Source organism: Acinetobacter thutiue (assembly GCF_030385805.1).
Lineage (GTDB): Bacteria > Pseudomonadota > Gammaproteobacteria > Pseudomonadales > Moraxellaceae > Acinetobacter > Acinetobacter corruptisaponis.
Map to the genome: position 1 here is coordinate 347,524 of NZ_JAUDZE010000001.1, position 15,747 is coordinate 363,270.

Genomic DNA, 15,747 nt, shown 5'->3' on the forward strand with positions numbered 1-15,747 from the left:
GGTGTACCATGAGCCAGCTATACGCCAGCCTATTTTATCAGCCTGATGTCACTGCCATATTTAGTGATCATGCCTTATTAGGTTATATGATCCAAGCCGAAGTGGCTTTGGCCAAAGCACAGGCTCAGGTCAATGTGATTCCTACATCTGCCGCAACGATCATTGAACAGGTTGGGCAATCGGCTTTAGAAAAAATTGATTTCGATGACTTGGCAGTGGCGACTGGTTTGGCTGGCAATATTGCGATTCCATTTGTCAAGCAATTCACAGCCATCGTGAAGCAACAGGATGAGGATGCCGCCCGTTATGTGCACTGGGGTGCAACCAGTCAGGACATTATTGATACAGCTACCATTTTGCAATGTCGCGATGCGCTGGCCTTGATCGAAAGGCAATTGCAATCCGCCTATGACATTTCCCTAAAACAAGCTGAGCGTTACCGTGATCAGGTCATGATTGGACGGACGTGGTTACAGCAGGCCTTGCCGATTACGTTGGGACATAAGTTCGCACGTTATGCAGCCGCATTGCAGCGTGATCTTGAGCGTCTGCAAGCGATGAAAGATCGGGTATTGACCGCACAACTGGGTGGAGCAGTGGGTTCATTGGCTTCTTTGCAGGATCAGGGTTCGGCTATGGTTAAAGCCTTTGCAGCGGAATTGCAACTCACAGCACCTGAATGTACCTGGCATGGCGAACGTGACCGTATGGTTGAGATTGCCAGTGTACTTGCCATCATTGTCGGAAATGTCGGCAAGATGGCAAAAGATTGGTCGCTGCTCATGCAAACCGAAATTGCTGAGGTATTCGAGCCAACGGCAAAAGGTCGTGGTGGTTCATCCACCATGCCGCATAAACGCAATCCCGTTGCGGCAGCCTCAATTCTTGCAGCAGCCAATCGTGTTCCTGCATTGATGTCAAGTATCTATCAAAGCATGGTACAGGATCATGAGCGTGCCCTAGGTGCATGGCATGCCGAATGGCTGGCAATTCCTGAAATTTTTCAGTTATGTGCAGGTGTACTGGAGCGCAGCAATGAAGTATTGCAGGGCATCGAGGTAAATGCTGATGCCATGCAACGAAATCTTGACTGTACGCATGGCCTGATCATGGCGGAAGCGGTGATGATGGCGCTTGCGCCAAAAATTGGGCGTTTAAATGCACATCACCTGGTGGAGCAGGCATGTCGGCAAGCCGTGGCACAGCATACACATTTAAAAGATATTTTGGCAGGAATGGATGAGATCACTGCCCAGTTTTCTGTCCAGCAGTTGGATGAGATTTTTCAGCCAGCATCTTATTTGGGCAATATTCAGCAACAAATTGATGCGGTATTGCAGGCAGCACAAGGAGCGTCGAAATGATGATCAAGGTGGTAAATAATCGTCAGGGACATCAACTTGCAGTGCAGGTACACGGTTTAAAAGATGCACCTGTGATGATGTTTTCCAATTCACTTGGAACAGATCATGGCATGTGGCAGGCTCAGGTTGCCGCATTGGCAGAAAATTATCAGGTGGTTACTTATGACACGCGTGGTCATGGTGACAGCGCAGTGATTGCCCATACCACTTTGCAGAATCTTGCAGAAGATGTGGTGGATATTCTCAATGCTCTAGCGATTGAGAAAGCTCATTTTTGTGGGATTTCCATGGGGGGCATCACTGCTTTGTATTTAGCAATTCATCATGCAGACCGTTTTCACAGTATTACGGTTGCGAACTCTGCTGCAAAAATCTGGACCACAGAGGGTTGGAATAGCAGGGCTGAAAGTGTGGAGCAACATGGCTTGGCTGAACTTGTGAAAACCACACATACGCGCTGGTTTAGCGAACATTTTGACTATGCCCACGATGTATTGGCACAAAAAACCATTCAAAGTCTAGCAATTAGCTCAGCTCAAGGCTATGCCAACAGTTGTCGGGCTTTGGCAGATGCCGATCTGCGGGATCAGCTTAAACAGATTCAAATCCCAACTTTAATTATTGCAGGTCAGTATGACCCTGTGACGACAGTTCAGGATGCAGAATTGATGCATCAGTCTATTCCCCATAGCCAGTTTGAGGTTTTGCCTGCTTCACATCTATCCAATATTGAGCAAGCGCAGGCATTTACTCAGGAACTGACAAAGTTTATCAAAAAAATATAAACGGTTTGTTTAAGAAAGGATTTCGCCTTAAGGAGGCAGATATGGCGTCTCAGGACTATGCCGCTCAAAACAATAGTGCTGCAAAAAATAACAGCATGGATGCACAGGCACTGATTGACAATGCACCAGTCAGTAAATATCAATGGATGATTGCAATTGTTTGTTTTCTCATTGTTTTTGTTGACGGTATTGATACCGCCGCAATGGGTTTTATCGCACCAGCCCTGACACAGGACTGGGGCATTGACCGTTCCCAGCTTGGCCCTGTGATGAGTGCTGCACTGGGTGGCATGATCATTGGGGCATTGGTGTCAGGCCCAACCGCAGACCGCTTCGGGCGTAAGATTGTACTTGCGTTTTCCATGCTGATCTTTGGTGGCTTTACGCTTGCGTCTGCTTATGCACAGAATTTAGATCAATTGGTGGTGTTGCGCTTCCTGACAGGTATTGGTTTAGGCGCAGCCATGCCAAACGCAACCACCTTGTTTTCTGAATATTGCCCAACACGGGTACGCTCGTTGATGGTGACCTGTATGTTCTGTGGCTACAACCTGGGCATGGCAACAGGTGGCTTTATCAGTAGCTGGCTGATTCCTGCCTTTGGTTGGCATAGCCTGTTCTTATTGGGTGGCTGGTCACCGTTGATCTTGATGCTTCTGGTGATTTTCTGCTTACCTGAATCTTATCGCTTCCTGATCGTCAAAGGCAGAAATCCTGAGAAAGTTCGCAAAATCTTAACGCATATTGCACCGACTCAAATTCAGGGCGCAACAGCATTTCATATTCCCGAAGAACAATCCAAAGTGGCAGAAAAGAAAAACGTATTCAGTATCTTGTTCTCAAAACAATATGCCAAAGGTACGGTTTTACTCTGGTCAACCTACTTTATGGGTCTGGTGGTGATCTATCTGTTGACCAGTTGGTTGCCAACCCTGATGCGTGAAACAGGCGCAACCCTGGAACGTGCCGCATTTATCGGTGGATTGTTCCAGTTCGGCGGCGTGCTGAGTGCCTTATTCATTGGCTGGGCGATGGACCGTTTTAACCCAAACCGCATTATTGCAGGGTTCTACTTTGCCGCTGGATTGTTTGCAATCGCAGTGGGGCAGAGTCTTGGAAATTCAACCTTACTTGCTGTTTTAGTGTTGTGTGCAGGGATTGCCATCAACGGTGCACAATCTTCCATGCCAGCCTTAAGTGCCCGTTTCTACCCAACCCAATGCCGTGCCACAGGTATTGCATGGATGACAGGGATTGGTCGTTTCGGTGCGGTGTTTGGTGCATGGATCGGTGCGGTGTTACTGGGGAATCACTGGTCATTCACCATGATTCTGAGCATGTTGTTTATTCCTGCAACAGCCGCCGCCGTCGCCATTTTTGTGAAATCTATTGTTGCACATACCGATGCAACTTAATTGAGGAAAAAGTCAATGAATGATGAACAACGTTATCAGCAAGGGCTTGAGGTTCGTACCGCAGTATTAGGCGAAGCGCATGTGGGACGTTCACTGCAAAACCTCAATGATTTTAATCAGGATTTCCAGAATTTTATTAGCCGTTATGCGTGGGGTGAGGTGTGGTCCCGTGAGGGGCTGCCACGCCATACCCGTAGTCTGGTCACCATTGCGATTCTATTGGCATTGGGACGTGAGGAAGAGCTGCGGATGCATTTAAAAGCCTGCTTTAACAACGGCGTGACCAAAGACGAATTAAAAGAGCTGATTTTACACAGCTCACTCTATGCGGGCTTGCCTGCTGCCAATGCTGCCATGCACATGGCGGAAGAGGTGTTTAAGGAACTCGGAATTGAGGTACAGCCTGTTTCAGCGAAAGAACAGGATTAAGGAGATAACCATGTTAAAACATACTTTAGGTGCCTATGCACAACGGAATACAGACGATCATCCACCTGCGTATGCGCCAGGTTATAAGACCAGTGTGTTGCGTTCACCCAAAAATGCACTGATTTCAATTGCTGAAACACTGACAGAAGTCACAGCACCGCATTTTGCACCGAGTATTTTTGGTGAAAAAGACAATGACCTCATCCTGAATTACGCCACAGAGGGTTTACCTGTGGGCGAACGTATCATTGTGCATGGTTATGTGCGTGACCAGTTTGGCCGTCCTGTTAAAAATGCCTTGCTGGAAGTGTGGCAAGCCAATGCTTCAGGTCGTTACCGTCATCCAAATGACAAGTTTATTGGTGCAATGGACCCTAACTTTGGCGGTTGTGGCCGTACCCTGACCGATGAAAATGGCTTCTATATTTTCCGTACCATTAAACCAGGTCCTTATCCGTGGCGTAACCGTATCAATGAATGGCGACCTGCCCATATCCATTTCTCCTTAATCGCTGATGGTTGGGCGCAACGCTTGATTTCACAGTTTTATTTTGAGGGTGATACGCTGATTGATTCATGCCCGATCATTCAAACTATTCCGTCGGAACAGCAACGCCGTGCCTTAATTGCCTTGGAAGATAAAAACAATTTTATCGAGTCAGATAGCCGTTGCTACCGCTTTGACATCACCCTGCGTGGTCGCCGTGCAACCTACTTTGAAAATGATTTGACCTGATTGGGAGTAAGACAATGAACACATGGAATTTTCAGGAATTGAAAGAAACCCCATCACAGACAGGTGGACCGTATGTACATATTGGCTTATTACCCCAACAGGCCAATATTGAGGTGTTTGCACATAATTTTGATAACCAGTTGGTGAATGAAAAAACTCAGGGCGAACGTATCCGAATCGAGGGGCAAGTCTTTGATGGACTGGGTTTGCCATTAAGAGATGTATTACTGGAAATCTGGCAGGCCGATGCCAATGGTGCTTATCCAAGCCAGGCCGATACTCAGGGCAAAACTGCCGATCCAAACTTTTTAGGTTGGGGTCGTACAGGTGCGGACTTTGAAACAGGTTTTTGGCACTTTAACACCATTAAGCCTGCTGCTGTGGCAGGGCGCAAAGGGTCAACGCAGGCACCACATATTGCTGTCGCTGTCTTTGCTCGTGGTATCAATATTGGTTTACACACCCGCATCTATTTTGAGGATGAAACCGAAGCCAATGCCAATGATCCTGTTTTAAACAGCATTGAATGGGCAACCCGTCGTCAGACACTCATCGCTAAACGTAGTGAAGTCGATGGGGAAATAGTCTATCGCTTTGATATTCGTATTCAGGGCGAAGATGAAACAGTATTTTTTGATATTTAAGTTTTAAAGACCTCCCTCTAAATCTTCCTCCTACAAGGAGGGAAAATTCTACAAGTCAAACGCTAGGGATATTCCTTCTCCTTTTAGGAGAGGGTTAGGGAGAGGTTAAGAGATAGTGAGCCAAAACATTTAACAACTACGCAATCAGGATGATGACAATGAAATTACAAAAATTAGCAGCAATATTACTGGCAATGAGTCCATTGCTTGCGGTTCAAATCGCACAGGCACAAGACAATGCACAAAAACAAGTGGAGTTGACTGAACTTGCCAAACTTCCTGTAAAAACCATCGTGCCAATTACGGCAAAAACCAAGGAACAGGCAATCGCCCAGGCAAAGGTCATTGCGGCCAATCCTGATGCTGATCTTGCTGAATTTCGGATTGATTTACTGGATTTTGCCAATGACACGAAACAGGTGATTGCACTTGGTCAGGAGCTGCGCCAGATTTTAGCTACAAAGCCAATCATTGCAACCATTCGTACCCATAACGAGGGTGGAAAGTTGACCATTAGCGATGCTGACTATGGCAAAACCTATCAAGCCTACTTAAATCAACCACAACCATTCATGGATATGCTGGATGTGGAAATGTTCCGTGATCAGCAGGTGGTAAAAAATACAGTCAAACTGGCGCATGACAAAAAAGTGCTGATCGTGATGTCAAACCACGATTTCCAAAAAACACCGAGTGAAGATGAAATTGTTAAACGCCTACTCAAGCAGGATGAACTGGGTGCGGATATTTTAAAAATTGCGGTGATGCCACAAAGCAAACAGGATGTTTTCACCTTAATGAATGCGACTTTAAAAGTCAGTCAGCAATCTAAAAAGCCATTACTCACCATGTCGATGGGCAAACTTGGCACCATTTCACGGATTGCCACTGCCAATATGGGCGGCAGTTTTAGCTTTGGCATGATTGGCGAGGCATCTGCGCCAGGTCAGATTGATGTGACCCAACTCAAGCAGTTCTTAAAAACGGTTCAACCGACACAATAATTGAAAGGAATATCAAAATGAAATTAATCTCATTACGTCTCAGCACATTGGCAGTCGGTTTGGCAATTTCAAGCATGGCAGCAGCAGAAACCTATATTGTTGACCGTTATCAGGATGATTCTGAAAAAGGTTCATTCCGTTGGGCGATTGAACAGGCCAATAGCAAACCAACAGAAACCAGTGAAATTCAGGTTCAGGCGGTGGGTAAGGCACCTTATGTCATTCAAGTCAAAAGTCCACTTCCTGAAATCAAGGCGCCTGTCAAAATTATTGGGACACAGTGGGCAAAAACAGGCGAGTTTATCGCTATTGATGGATCAAGCTATATCAAGGGCACAGGTGTGGAAGCCTGTCCAGGTGCGGTTGAGGGGCAGTTTGGAACCAATGTGCGTACGACCACTTTACCTGGCATTGTATTGCGTGACATTCATGGTGTGACCATTCAAGGTCTGGAAATTCGCCATTTCTGTATTGGTATCTTAATGAATCGTGCCAGCAATAACCTGATTCAGCATAACCGTATTATGCACAACTATGGTGGTGCAGGTGTGATGTTGACAGGTGATGATGGCAAGGGTAATCCAACTGCAACCACCACCAATAACAACAAGGTGATCGACAACTATTTTCAGGACAATGGCGATGGCTTGGAACTGACCCGTGGTGCAGCATTTAACTTGGTTGCCAATAACCAGTTTATTTCAACCGCTGCCAATCCTGAACCATCGCAAGGGATCGAAATTCTTTGGGGTAATGACAACGCCGTTGTTGGCAACAAGTTTGAAAACTACTCAGATGGTTTACAGATCAATTGGGGCAAACGTAACTATATCGCTTATAACGAACTGACCAATAACTCCAATGGCTTTAACCTGACAGGCGATGGCAATATCTTTGACAGCAATAAGGTACATGGCAACCGCGTCGGGATTGCCATTCGCTCTGAAAAAGATGCCAATGCACGAATTACACTGACCAAAAACCAAATCTGGAATAACGGCAAAGACATCAAGCGCTGTGAGGCAGGCGGAAGTTGTGTACCGAACCAGCGTTTAGGTGCAATTATTTTTGACATTCCAGGATTGGAACATGCCCACTTTGTCGGTTCTCGTGGACATGGCGTAAAAATTGACCCTGCAAACCTACAAAAAACCTGCCAACAGCCAAATGAACAGGGCTGTAACCAACAACCAAACCAGAGTATTCAGGCACCTAAACTCAGCCTATCCAAAGGTCAGGTTGTGGTTGAAGTGAAAGGACAACCAAACCAGCGTTATCAAGTTGAGTTCTTTGGTAATTCATCAGCCAATTCAGGTGAGGCTGAGTTTTATCTAGGTTCAAGCGTTGCGGTGACCAATGCGCAGGGTATTGCCACTGTGGCGTGGAAACCAACCACGAAAGCCGCCTCTCTGACTGCAAATGTTACAGATCAATTCGGTGCAACTTCTGAACTGAGTTCAGCAGTAAAATTGAAATAATGGTAGGGAGATTTTGACATGAATACACATTCTTTACTCCTGAAAATGAGCTGTCTAGCGATTGCCATCTGTGCGGTGCAAAGCAGTTTTGCTGATCAGCCGTGGTCTCAAGACCGTCAATGGTTATTGGGTGACTGGAATGGACAGCGCCAACAACTTGAAAAAGACGGTTATAAATTTACCGCAGCGATGATGAGTCAATCGGCAACCCATCTGGATGGTGGCTATAATGATGACAATGCCTTTAAAAATGCGGCTCAACTGGCTTTGGGCGCGAATTTTGATCTGGAAAAAATCGTGGGCTGGAAAAATACCACAGCCAATATTTTAATTACCAAGCGTGATGGCAATGCCCTGACCCTTGATCGAATTAAAGATCCGCGTTCCAGTGCATTAGGCAATTCGCAGGAAATCTACGGACGCGGCAAAATCTGGCGTTTAACCCAGGCATGGGTGAAAACAGGATTTGCTGACAATACTGTTCAATTCAAGATTGGACGCATGGGCATGTCTGACGACTTCAATGGCTCGCAGTGTGAATTCCAGAACCTGCTGTTATGTGGTGGACAGCTTGGAAAATCCATTGGTTCGATTTGGTACAACCTCCCTGTAGGACTATGGGGAACCAATGTTAAATATCAATTTGCACCTGAATGGACACTTGGTGTTGGTGTTTATGAGGTCAATCCTGACAATACCAAAACTGACAAAGACAGTGATGGTTTTAACTTGGATATGGATCATGTCAAAGGCGCAACCATTCCAGTAGAACTGGCATGGCGACCAAAGTTGGCAGCCTTTAATGGGTTGGCAGGTGAATATAAGGTTGGTGCGCTATATTCCACTGCTGAAGCCAATGACATTGCCACAGCAGGCAAAATCCATGATGGCAAACACAGCTTTTGGTTGAATACCCAGCAACAGCTTACACAAAAAGATGGCGATCCAAAACGTGGCTTATTCGCCAGTTTTAATGCTGTGATCAATGATAAGGCCACCACGGCTGTGCAAAGCACCCAACAGCTTGCGTTCTGGTACAGAGGTGCATTTGATAGCCGTCCCAATGATTCCATCGGTTTTGGTGTTGCCAATTATCTGGTCAATGATCGTTATAAAGACCGTCAAATTGCCACCAATACCAGTCGTGGTTATGACCAATATGATGTGCTTGCAGCCGACTATGTACCTGTTCAGCGTGATGAACTCAATGTTGAGTTGAACTATACCTATCAATGGTCACCTGCGGTGATGCTCAGACCAAACCTGCAATACATTCATCAACCTGCTGGTGTTAAAGAGGTGAATGATGCGTGGGTTGCGGGTTTAAGTATGCGTGTGAATTTCTAAAAAGGAGTATGAGCTATGTCTGAATCTACAGGCTCACATACCATACTGAAAATATGGTGTTTTATTCTAGGACTGGCTTTGTTGCTGACTGGACTGTTTTTTACACTCGGTGGCTTTAAGCTGGCGACACTCGGAGGATCATGGTATTTCGTGATCGCTGGTTTATTAACCCTTGCCTCGGCATTTTTCATTTTTAAGAAAAATGCACTTGGGGTATGGTTATTCAGTCTGGTTTTTGTCGGAACAATTGTTTGGTCCTTGTTTGATGCAGGCTGGGAGTTCTGGCCTTTATTCTCAAGATTGATGTTCCCCGCAGGCGTTTTTGCGGCACTGATGTTTACCTTGCCTGCCATTCGCCGTTATCAGTTTCAACCAAGTGCGGATTTACCCGCCTATGGCTTAGGTGTGTTGACTGTTTTGGGAATGGTGATCGGACTTTATCAAATGTTCCAGCCACATCCAACTGTTGCGGCATTGGGTGAGAAATTACCCTTGGTTCCTGTCAGGACAGACATGAGGCAAACCAACTGGGAACATTATGGGCAGGATTCAGGTGGTAGCCGCTTTGCCGCATTGGACCAAATTACCCGTGACAATGTACATCAGTTAAAAGAAGCCTGGCGTTTCCGTACGGGTGATTTCACTACGGGTACAGGTAATGGGGCGGAAGATCAGATGACCCCGTTACAGGTCGGCAACAAGCTGTTTTTGTGTACGCCACATAACAATATTTTTGCTCTGGAAGCCGATTCAGGTAAGCAGCTTTGGAAAGCTGAGGTCAACTCCAAGTCGGATGCATGGGAGCGTTGTCGTGGTGTTGCCTATTTTGACTCAACTCAGCCGTTGGTACAGCCAACATTGGCAGGTGCAACCCCTGTAAATGCAGTGGCAAGCAATACCTCATGTTTACGCCGTGTATATACCAATACGCCAGATGGTCGCTTAATTGCGGTGAATGCTGATACGGGTGAACGCTGTAAAGACTTTGGTGTCGATGGAACAGTGGACTTACTGAAAGGCTTGGGTGAGGGTACAACAGCGCCACGCTTTGAAGTCACTTCTGCACCAACCATTGCAGGTAGTGTGATTGTGGTGGGTAGCCGTATTGCCGATAACTTTGCCGCAGATATGCCTGGTGGTGTTATTCGTGCCTACGATGTCATTACAGGTGAATTACGCTGGGCGTTTGATCCACGCAATCCTGATCCAAACTACGTGTTAAAAGAGGGTGAAACCTATAAACGCAGTTCGGCAAACTCATGGGCAGCAATGTCTTATGATCCGCAAATGAATACCGTATTCCTGCCAATGGGTAGCTCATCTGTGGATGTCTGGGGTGGAAACCGTCAACCATTGGACCATAAATACAACTCATCCGTTCTTGCTTTAGATGCGACTACAGGAAAGGAAAAGTGGGTCTATCAGACAGTTCATAATGATCTTTGGGACTTTGACTTGCCAATGCAGCCAAGTCTGGTCGATTTCCCAATGCAAGATGGCAGCAATAAACCTGCTGTGGTGATTGGAACCAAATCAGGTCAGTTCTTTGTACTGGATCGAGCCACAGGCCAGCCTTTAACCAAAGTGGTTGAGCAGCCTGTAAAACCTGCGGATATTAAAGGTGAACAATACAGCCCAACACAACCTCGTTCAGTTGAAATGCCACAAATTGGCAACCAAACCCTAACTGAGTCAGATATGTGGGGTGCAACGCCATTTGATCAGTTAATGTGTCGTATAAACTTTAAAACCATGCGCTATGAGGGCTTGTTTACCGCGCCAGGTACAGATGTTTCGCTCAGCTTCCCAGGTTCTTTGGGTGGTATGAACTGGGGCAGTATCGCCTTTGATCCAAGTCATCAATATATGTTTGTCAATGACATGCGTTTAGGGTTATGGATTCAGTTGATTGAACAAACCCCAGAAGACTTGGCTGTGCAGGCGAATGGTGGTGAAAAAGTCAACACAGGTATGGGCGCCGTACCAATGAAAGGCACACCATACAAGGTGAATAAAGACCGTTTCTGGTCGAAGCTGATGATTCCATGTCAAAAACCGCCGTATGGCACCATGACTGCAATTGATATGAAAACCCGTCAGGTTGCATGGCAAGTGCCAATGGGAACAGTGCAGGATACGGGTCCAATGGGAATTAAGATGGGCTTGCCTGTGCCGATTGGCATGCCAACCATTGGTGGTCCAATGGCAACACAGGGTGGTTTGGTATTCTTTGCCGCAACTCAAGACTATTACCTGCGCGCATTGGATTCATCTTCAGGTAAGGAGCTTTGGAAAGCACGCCTGCCTGTGGGTAGCCAGGGTACACCGATCAGCTATGTTTCACCTAAAAACGGTAAACAATATGTGATGATCACTGCGGGCGGTGCTCGTCAATCCCCTGATCATGGCGATTATGTGATTGCTTATAGCCTGAACTAAACCTTGAATGATTAAGCAACATAAAACGGCAATCATGAGTGGTTGCCGTTTTTTATTATTTCAGGAAATTAAGCGGAAGCAGTCAGAACAGGCATCTGTGTTGCGTCAGAGATCACCGCAAACTGTGGTTGGGCATTTTGCCCCAGTTGATAATCTGAAAAATTCACCTGCCAGAAACCCAGACTTGCAGTTGTGGCAATATAGAACACCTGATTATTATGATCACGGACAATTTCCCATTGGGTATAGTCACCCTTGATATTGTCAGCTTGCTCTATACATTGTTCACGGGTGACATAAATGCCCTTAATCACATTCATCGCATGTGCAATTGCAGCAGTATTACTTGGACGTTTAGCCTGATTCAACCACGGAATTGAATAGTTCAAGGTCATGGTTGTGCGTAGAAAACGGTCTGATGGTAGCGCAGATGAGGACAGGCCAATTGAACCACCGCCATTGCCTGCTCGGTTAACATTCATGCCTATAATGGTTTTACTGGCTGTTTCGACATTGGTTACACCGAGATAGTTTTCCAGATTGGTACGATGCCATTCAATAAATGGGGTATTGGTCATGACACCAATATCGGTATTATCGGTAATGGATAATTGCCCATCCCTAAATTCAAGTACCAGACTCGCCCCAGTTTTATCATGGAACTGGAAATGGATGGGAATGAGGTTTTTAAGCTCATCAGTTTTATTTAATTCACTTTGTTCAGAAAATTGTAGTGGATCCCAGAAATATAATACTTCACCTAATGAAGTGGGTTTACCTTGCTGAATTGCATATAAATCATTTTTTAAAGTTTCAACCGAGGAATAGTTGGAGGCTGCCCAGCCACAAATATCCAGTGCGGAAATCAGCTTGGCATTTTGCGGAGCATCAGCCTTTTTAGGATAAAGGGAGGGTGGTAACCATAGTGCGGCAGCAGAAAACCCCTCGGTATTCATGGCATCGCATAATTTGGTATCCAGTATATTCAGTGGCAGTTTTATACCAATCCCCATAAATCCATATTTTGCCTGCCATTGATAGGCAGGAGCAGATGGGCTGAGGGTATCAATCGCCTTTAAGGAAGTTGCCAGTGGAATAGCTGCCAATTGCCATGTAAAGGTGGCGGCAAAATCCATGGTGCGTCCAGAAATGCGGTAACCTGTGGTTTGGGGTAGGATAAACTCGGTACACATATTATTTTCTCTTTTGATTATTGGAATGAGCCATTGTTGTTTGTTGGCTTTATTATCTAATCTTATTATATAGATTTTCTAAAAATTAATAAGATCAGATGAGCCTGAAAACTAGCAGATGATATTTTTAAAGTCAATTCACGGATTTTTAATAAATCAATTTAGATTTTATTTAAAATGAATTTTTTATTATTTTAATGAATATGTGTTTTAAGCTGATTATTATTCTTATGTTTTAAGATAATAAGTAGTGTAAAAATTTTATTTTAAATATAAAAAATCCCCCTTATGTATCAAAGGGGGATTGGAGATGGTCTTAACGTATTTTAGCGAGGAAACGGCCTAAACGGTTAATTGCCTCACGTAGCTCATTTTCGGCAGGTAGAAATACCACACGAAAATGGTCAGGTGTTGGCCAGTTAAAGCCCGTGCCCTGAACCAGTAAAACTTTTTCAGCCTTTAATAAATCCAGCATGAATTTTTCGTCATCTTCAACTGGGTAAATTTCTGGGTCAAGTTTAGGGAAACAGTACATGGCACCATCAGGTTTAACACAACTGACACCAGGAATTTCATTCAACATTTCCCATGCAATATTGCGTTGTTCATATAAACGCCCACCTGGACGGATCAGGTCATTAATGGACTGATAACCACCCAACGCAGTCTGAATGGCATATTGCGCCTGATGGTTGGCACACAGACGCATGGAAGCCAGCATGTCCAGACCCTCGATATAGTCTGCCGCACGTGCTTTGTCACCTGTAATCGCCATCCATCCAGCACGGTAACCCGCAATACGATATGCTTTGGATAAACCATTAAACGAAATACATAACTGTTCGCCTGCCAGTGCCGCCAATGCGACATGCTCGATTCCGTCATAAATGATTTTGTCGTAAATTTCATCAGCAAACAGAATCAGGTCATGTTTTTTTGCCAGGGCAACAATCTGTTCCAATACATGGCGAGGGTAGACTGAGCCTGTCGGGTTGTTTGGATTAATCACCACAATCCCACGCGTATTTGGCGTGATTTTGCTTTCCATATCGGCAATGTCAGGATACCAGTAGTTCTCTTCATCACATTTATAGTGAACTGCCGTACCCCCTGAAAGGTTGACTGCCGCTGTCCACAATGGGTAGTCAGGCATTGGCACCAGCATTTCATCGCCGTCATCCAGCAAACCCTGCATCGCCATCACGATCAGTTCAGACACACCATTGCCGACATACACATCATTGACATGCATATCAAAAATGCCTTTCTGCTGGTAATACTGGCAGATTGCCTTGCGTGCAGGGAAAATACCTTTGGAGTCAGTGTAGCCAATCGCATTTGGCAGGTTTAAGGCAACGTCGTTGATAATCTCTTGTGGGGCTTCAAAACCAAAAGGCGCAGGATTACCGATATTCAGCTTGATGATCTTATGTCCTTGCTCTTCCATTTCATTGGCGGCGCGTAATACTGGTCCACGAATGTCGTAACAAACATGCTCAAGCTTAGAGGATTTCCTGATTTCTCTAGTGGTTTGAGCGGAGTGGGGAATAGCAGTATTTTTAGACATAGCTGGATTCACTTTTGCATATCGGTATAAATAACTTTTAAAGGTTTCAACGGTAACCAGATCAAGATCATGCTGATCTCTCAGTAATTCAACAATTTTTTCATGGGTAAAACCCAATTGTTGATATTGTCTGATGGTTGGCAATAGGTTTTGAAAAACCACACTTTTCTTTTGCGACATTTTTTGTCCTGTACAACAGACAGCGGTGTGGTATCAGCATAGCATCATCTTTGCTTACTTGAAAGATAAACCTATAAATAAAATGCTCACCATAAAACCTATTTTGCTTACTATTTGCTATTTGTGGGGTAAATGTTTAATTTGTTATAAATTTTGCAGCGATAGACTAGAGTTTTTATTGGGAATCGCGTAAATATAAAAACTGATCACCAAATACTTTTAAAATACAGAATAAAAGGAGCAGGTCATGGGAAAAGTCAATAAAACTGACCGAGAATGGCAAAGAGAACTGTCACCAGAAGAATATCGGATTACCCGTCAAAAAGGCACAGAGCCTGCTTTCACTGGACAATACTGGAACACTAAGCAGCATGGAACCTATGTGTGCCGTTGCTGTGGTGCGGAACTATTTTCCTCGGACACCAAATATGATAGCGGGTGTGGCTGGCCGAGCTTTTTTAGACCACTTGACAGCACTGCAATAGAAGAACACGAAGATTTGTCGCATGGTATGGTCAGAACGGAAATTGTCTGCCATGATTGTGACGCGCATTTGGGGCATGTATTTGAGGATGGCCCGCAGCCGACAGGATTGCGCTATTGCGTTAATTCAGCATCACTACAACTTAAAACACAAGAAAAGAACGACGAGGAAACATATCCATGAGTAACATTTATCAGTTTGAAGCTGAATTGTTAGAGGGAGATATAAAGGCGCTCGCCGACTATAAAGGCAAGGTCATGCTGATTGTAAACACTGCAAGCAAGTGTGGTTTTACCCCACAGTTTGCAGGACTTGAAAAACTCTATGAAAAATATAAACCACGGGGTCTGGAAATTTTGGGGTTTCCATGTAACCAGTTTGGTGGGCAAGACCCAGGAACAAATAAAGAAATAGGGGCGTTCTGCCAACGTAACTATGGGGTTAATTTTCCAATGTTCGCCAAGGTTGATGTAAAAGGGCCTGAAGCACATGCCATTTTTCGTTTTTTAACCCGAGAGGCAAAAGGCATTTTGGGAAGCCAAAACATTAAATGGAATTTCACCAAATTCCTCGTGGGACGTAATGGTGAGGTTTTAGGACGTTACGCACCGACTACCAAGCCTGAGGCTTTGGAAGCGGATATTGAGAAAGCATTAAAGGCATAGAGCAGAGATTAAACGAT

The 15,747-nt window shown here is 45.0% G+C and carries 14 protein-coding genes; 12 read left to right on the forward strand and 2 right to left on the reverse strand.

Annotated elements, in window-relative coordinates; all coding sequences use genetic code 11:
- Positions 1–8: 8 nt before the first annotated feature.
- The 10 genes from QTA56_RS01710 to QTA56_RS01755 all read left to right on the forward strand — a co-directional run bounded on the left by QTA56_RS01710 (position 9) and on the right by QTA56_RS01755 (position 11,641).
- The gene (locus tag QTA56_RS01710; RefSeq protein ID WP_267979223.1) at positions 9–1,364 is read left to right on the forward strand and encodes a 3-carboxy-cis,cis-muconate cycloisomerase; all 1,356 of its coding nucleotides are present in this window, start codon (positions 9–11) and stop codon (positions 1,362–1,364) included.
- Entirely contained in the window at positions 1,364–2,149 is a 786-nt protein-coding gene (pcaD, locus tag QTA56_RS01715; protein ID WP_267980015.1) for a 3-oxoadipate enol-lactonase, read from the forward strand. Before QTA56_RS01710 ends, pcaD begins: the two co-directional genes overlap by 1 nt.
- 41 nt (positions 2,150–2,190) lie before the next feature.
- A complete protein-coding gene (gene pcaK / locus QTA56_RS01720; RefSeq protein ID WP_267979224.1) occupies positions 2,191–3,564 on the forward strand; it encodes a 4-hydroxybenzoate transporter PcaK in 1,374 nt (457 codons plus the stop codon).
- Between the two features lie 15 nt (positions 3,565–3,579).
- The gene (gene pcaC / locus QTA56_RS01725; RefSeq protein ID WP_267979225.1) at positions 3,580–3,993 is read left to right on the forward strand and encodes a 4-carboxymuconolactone decarboxylase; all 414 of its coding nucleotides are present in this window, start codon (positions 3,580–3,582) and stop codon (positions 3,991–3,993) included.
- Between the two features lie 10 nt (positions 3,994–4,003).
- A complete protein-coding gene (gene pcaH / locus QTA56_RS01730; protein ID WP_267979226.1) occupies positions 4,004–4,729 on the forward strand; it encodes a protocatechuate 3,4-dioxygenase subunit beta in 726 nt (241 codons plus the stop codon).
- 14 nt (positions 4,730–4,743) lie between these two features.
- Positions 4,744–5,373, forward strand: coding sequence for a protocatechuate 3,4-dioxygenase subunit alpha (gene pcaG / locus QTA56_RS01735; protein ID WP_267979227.1), 630 nt, complete (start codon positions 4,744–4,746; stop codon positions 5,371–5,373).
- Between the two features lie 158 nt (positions 5,374–5,531).
- Positions 5,532–6,377 (forward strand): type I 3-dehydroquinate dehydratase, encoded by an 846-nt coding sequence (gene aroD, locus QTA56_RS01740; RefSeq protein ID WP_267979228.1) that lies wholly within the window; start codon positions 5,532–5,534, stop codon positions 6,375–6,377.
- Between the two features lie 17 nt (positions 6,378–6,394).
- A complete protein-coding gene (locus QTA56_RS01745) occupies positions 6,395–7,855 on the forward strand; it encodes a right-handed parallel beta-helix repeat-containing protein (protein ID WP_267979229.1) in 1,461 nt (486 codons plus the stop codon).
- 18 nt (positions 7,856–7,873) lie between these two features.
- Positions 7,874–9,202 carry a carbohydrate porin gene (locus QTA56_RS01750; protein WP_267979230.1) on the forward strand — a complete coding sequence of 443 codons (1,329 nt, stop codon included), beginning with the start codon at positions 7,874–7,876 and terminating at the stop codon, positions 9,200–9,202.
- 15 nt (positions 9,203–9,217) lie between these two features.
- Positions 9,218–11,641: a glucose/quinate/shikimate family membrane-bound PQQ-dependent dehydrogenase gene (locus QTA56_RS01755; RefSeq protein ID WP_267979231.1), complete on the forward strand. Its 2,424-nt coding sequence runs from the start codon at positions 9,218–9,220 to the stop codon at positions 11,639–11,641.
- A 68-nt stretch (positions 11,642–11,709) separates the two neighbouring features.
- Here the strand turns inward: QTA56_RS01755 and QTA56_RS01760 are convergent, their stop codons facing one another.
- Positions 11,710–12,834: a linear amide C-N hydrolase gene (locus QTA56_RS01760; protein WP_267979232.1), complete on the reverse strand. Its 1,125-nt coding sequence runs from the start codon at positions 12,832–12,834 to the stop codon at positions 11,710–11,712.
- A gap of 316 nt (positions 12,835–13,150) precedes the next feature.
- The gene (locus QTA56_RS01765) at positions 13,151–14,581 is read right to left on the reverse strand and encodes a pyridoxal phosphate-dependent aminotransferase (protein ID WP_267979233.1); all 1,431 of its coding nucleotides are present in this window, start codon (positions 14,579–14,581) and stop codon (positions 13,151–13,153) included.
- Between the two features lie 247 nt (positions 14,582–14,828).
- Between QTA56_RS01765 and msrB the strand changes: the two genes are divergently transcribed.
- Both msrB and QTA56_RS01775 read left to right on the forward strand, forming a co-directional pair.
- Positions 14,829–15,248 carry a peptide-methionine (R)-S-oxide reductase MsrB gene (gene msrB / locus QTA56_RS01770; protein ID WP_267979234.1) on the forward strand — a complete coding sequence of 140 codons (420 nt, stop codon included), beginning with the start codon at positions 14,829–14,831 and terminating at the stop codon, positions 15,246–15,248.
- Positions 15,245–15,730 (forward strand): glutathione peroxidase, encoded by a 486-nt coding sequence (locus QTA56_RS01775; protein ID WP_267979235.1) that lies wholly within the window; start codon positions 15,245–15,247, stop codon positions 15,728–15,730. Before msrB ends, QTA56_RS01775 begins: the two co-directional genes overlap by 4 nt.
- Positions 15,731–15,747: the final 17 nt, after the last annotated feature.

Bases quoted from the DNA above. Each gene is read 5' to 3' on its own strand.
- QTA56_RS01750 (WP_267979230.1), top strand. From the start codon at position 7,874: ATGAATACACATTCTTTACTCCTGAAAATGAGCTGTCTAGCGATTGCC.
- QTA56_RS01765 (WP_267979233.1), bottom strand. From the start codon at position 14,581: ATGTCGCAAAAGAAAAGTGTGGTTTTTCAAAACCTATTGCCAACCATC.
- pcaG (WP_267979227.1), top strand. From the start codon at position 4,744: ATGAACACATGGAATTTTCAGGAATTGAAAGAAACCCCATCACAGACA.
- pcaH (WP_267979226.1), top strand. From the start codon at position 4,004: ATGTTAAAACATACTTTAGGTGCCTATGCACAACGGAATACAGACGAT.
- QTA56_RS01775 (WP_267979235.1), top strand. From the start codon at position 15,245: ATGAGTAACATTTATCAGTTTGAAGCTGAATTGTTAGAGGGAGATATA.
- pcaD (WP_267980015.1), top strand. From the start codon at position 1,364: ATGATCAAGGTGGTAAATAATCGTCAGGGACATCAACTTGCAGTGCAG.
- msrB (WP_267979234.1), top strand. From the start codon at position 14,829: ATGGGAAAAGTCAATAAAACTGACCGAGAATGGCAAAGAGAACTGTCA.
- QTA56_RS01755 (WP_267979231.1), top strand. From the start codon at position 9,218: ATGTCTGAATCTACAGGCTCACATACCATACTGAAAATATGGTGTTTT.
- QTA56_RS01710 (WP_267979223.1), top strand. From the start codon at position 9: ATGAGCCAGCTATACGCCAGCCTATTTTATCAGCCTGATGTCACTGCC.
- QTA56_RS01745 (WP_267979229.1), top strand. From the start codon at position 6,395: ATGAAATTAATCTCATTACGTCTCAGCACATTGGCAGTCGGTTTGGCA.
- QTA56_RS01760 (WP_267979232.1), bottom strand. From the start codon at position 12,834: ATGTGTACCGAGTTTATCCTACCCCAAACCACAGGTTACCGCATTTCT.
- aroD (WP_267979228.1), top strand. From the start codon at position 5,532: ATGAAATTACAAAAATTAGCAGCAATATTACTGGCAATGAGTCCATTG.
- pcaK (WP_267979224.1), top strand. From the start codon at position 2,191: ATGGCGTCTCAGGACTATGCCGCTCAAAACAATAGTGCTGCAAAAAAT.
- pcaC (WP_267979225.1), top strand. From the start codon at position 3,580: ATGAATGATGAACAACGTTATCAGCAAGGGCTTGAGGTTCGTACCGCA.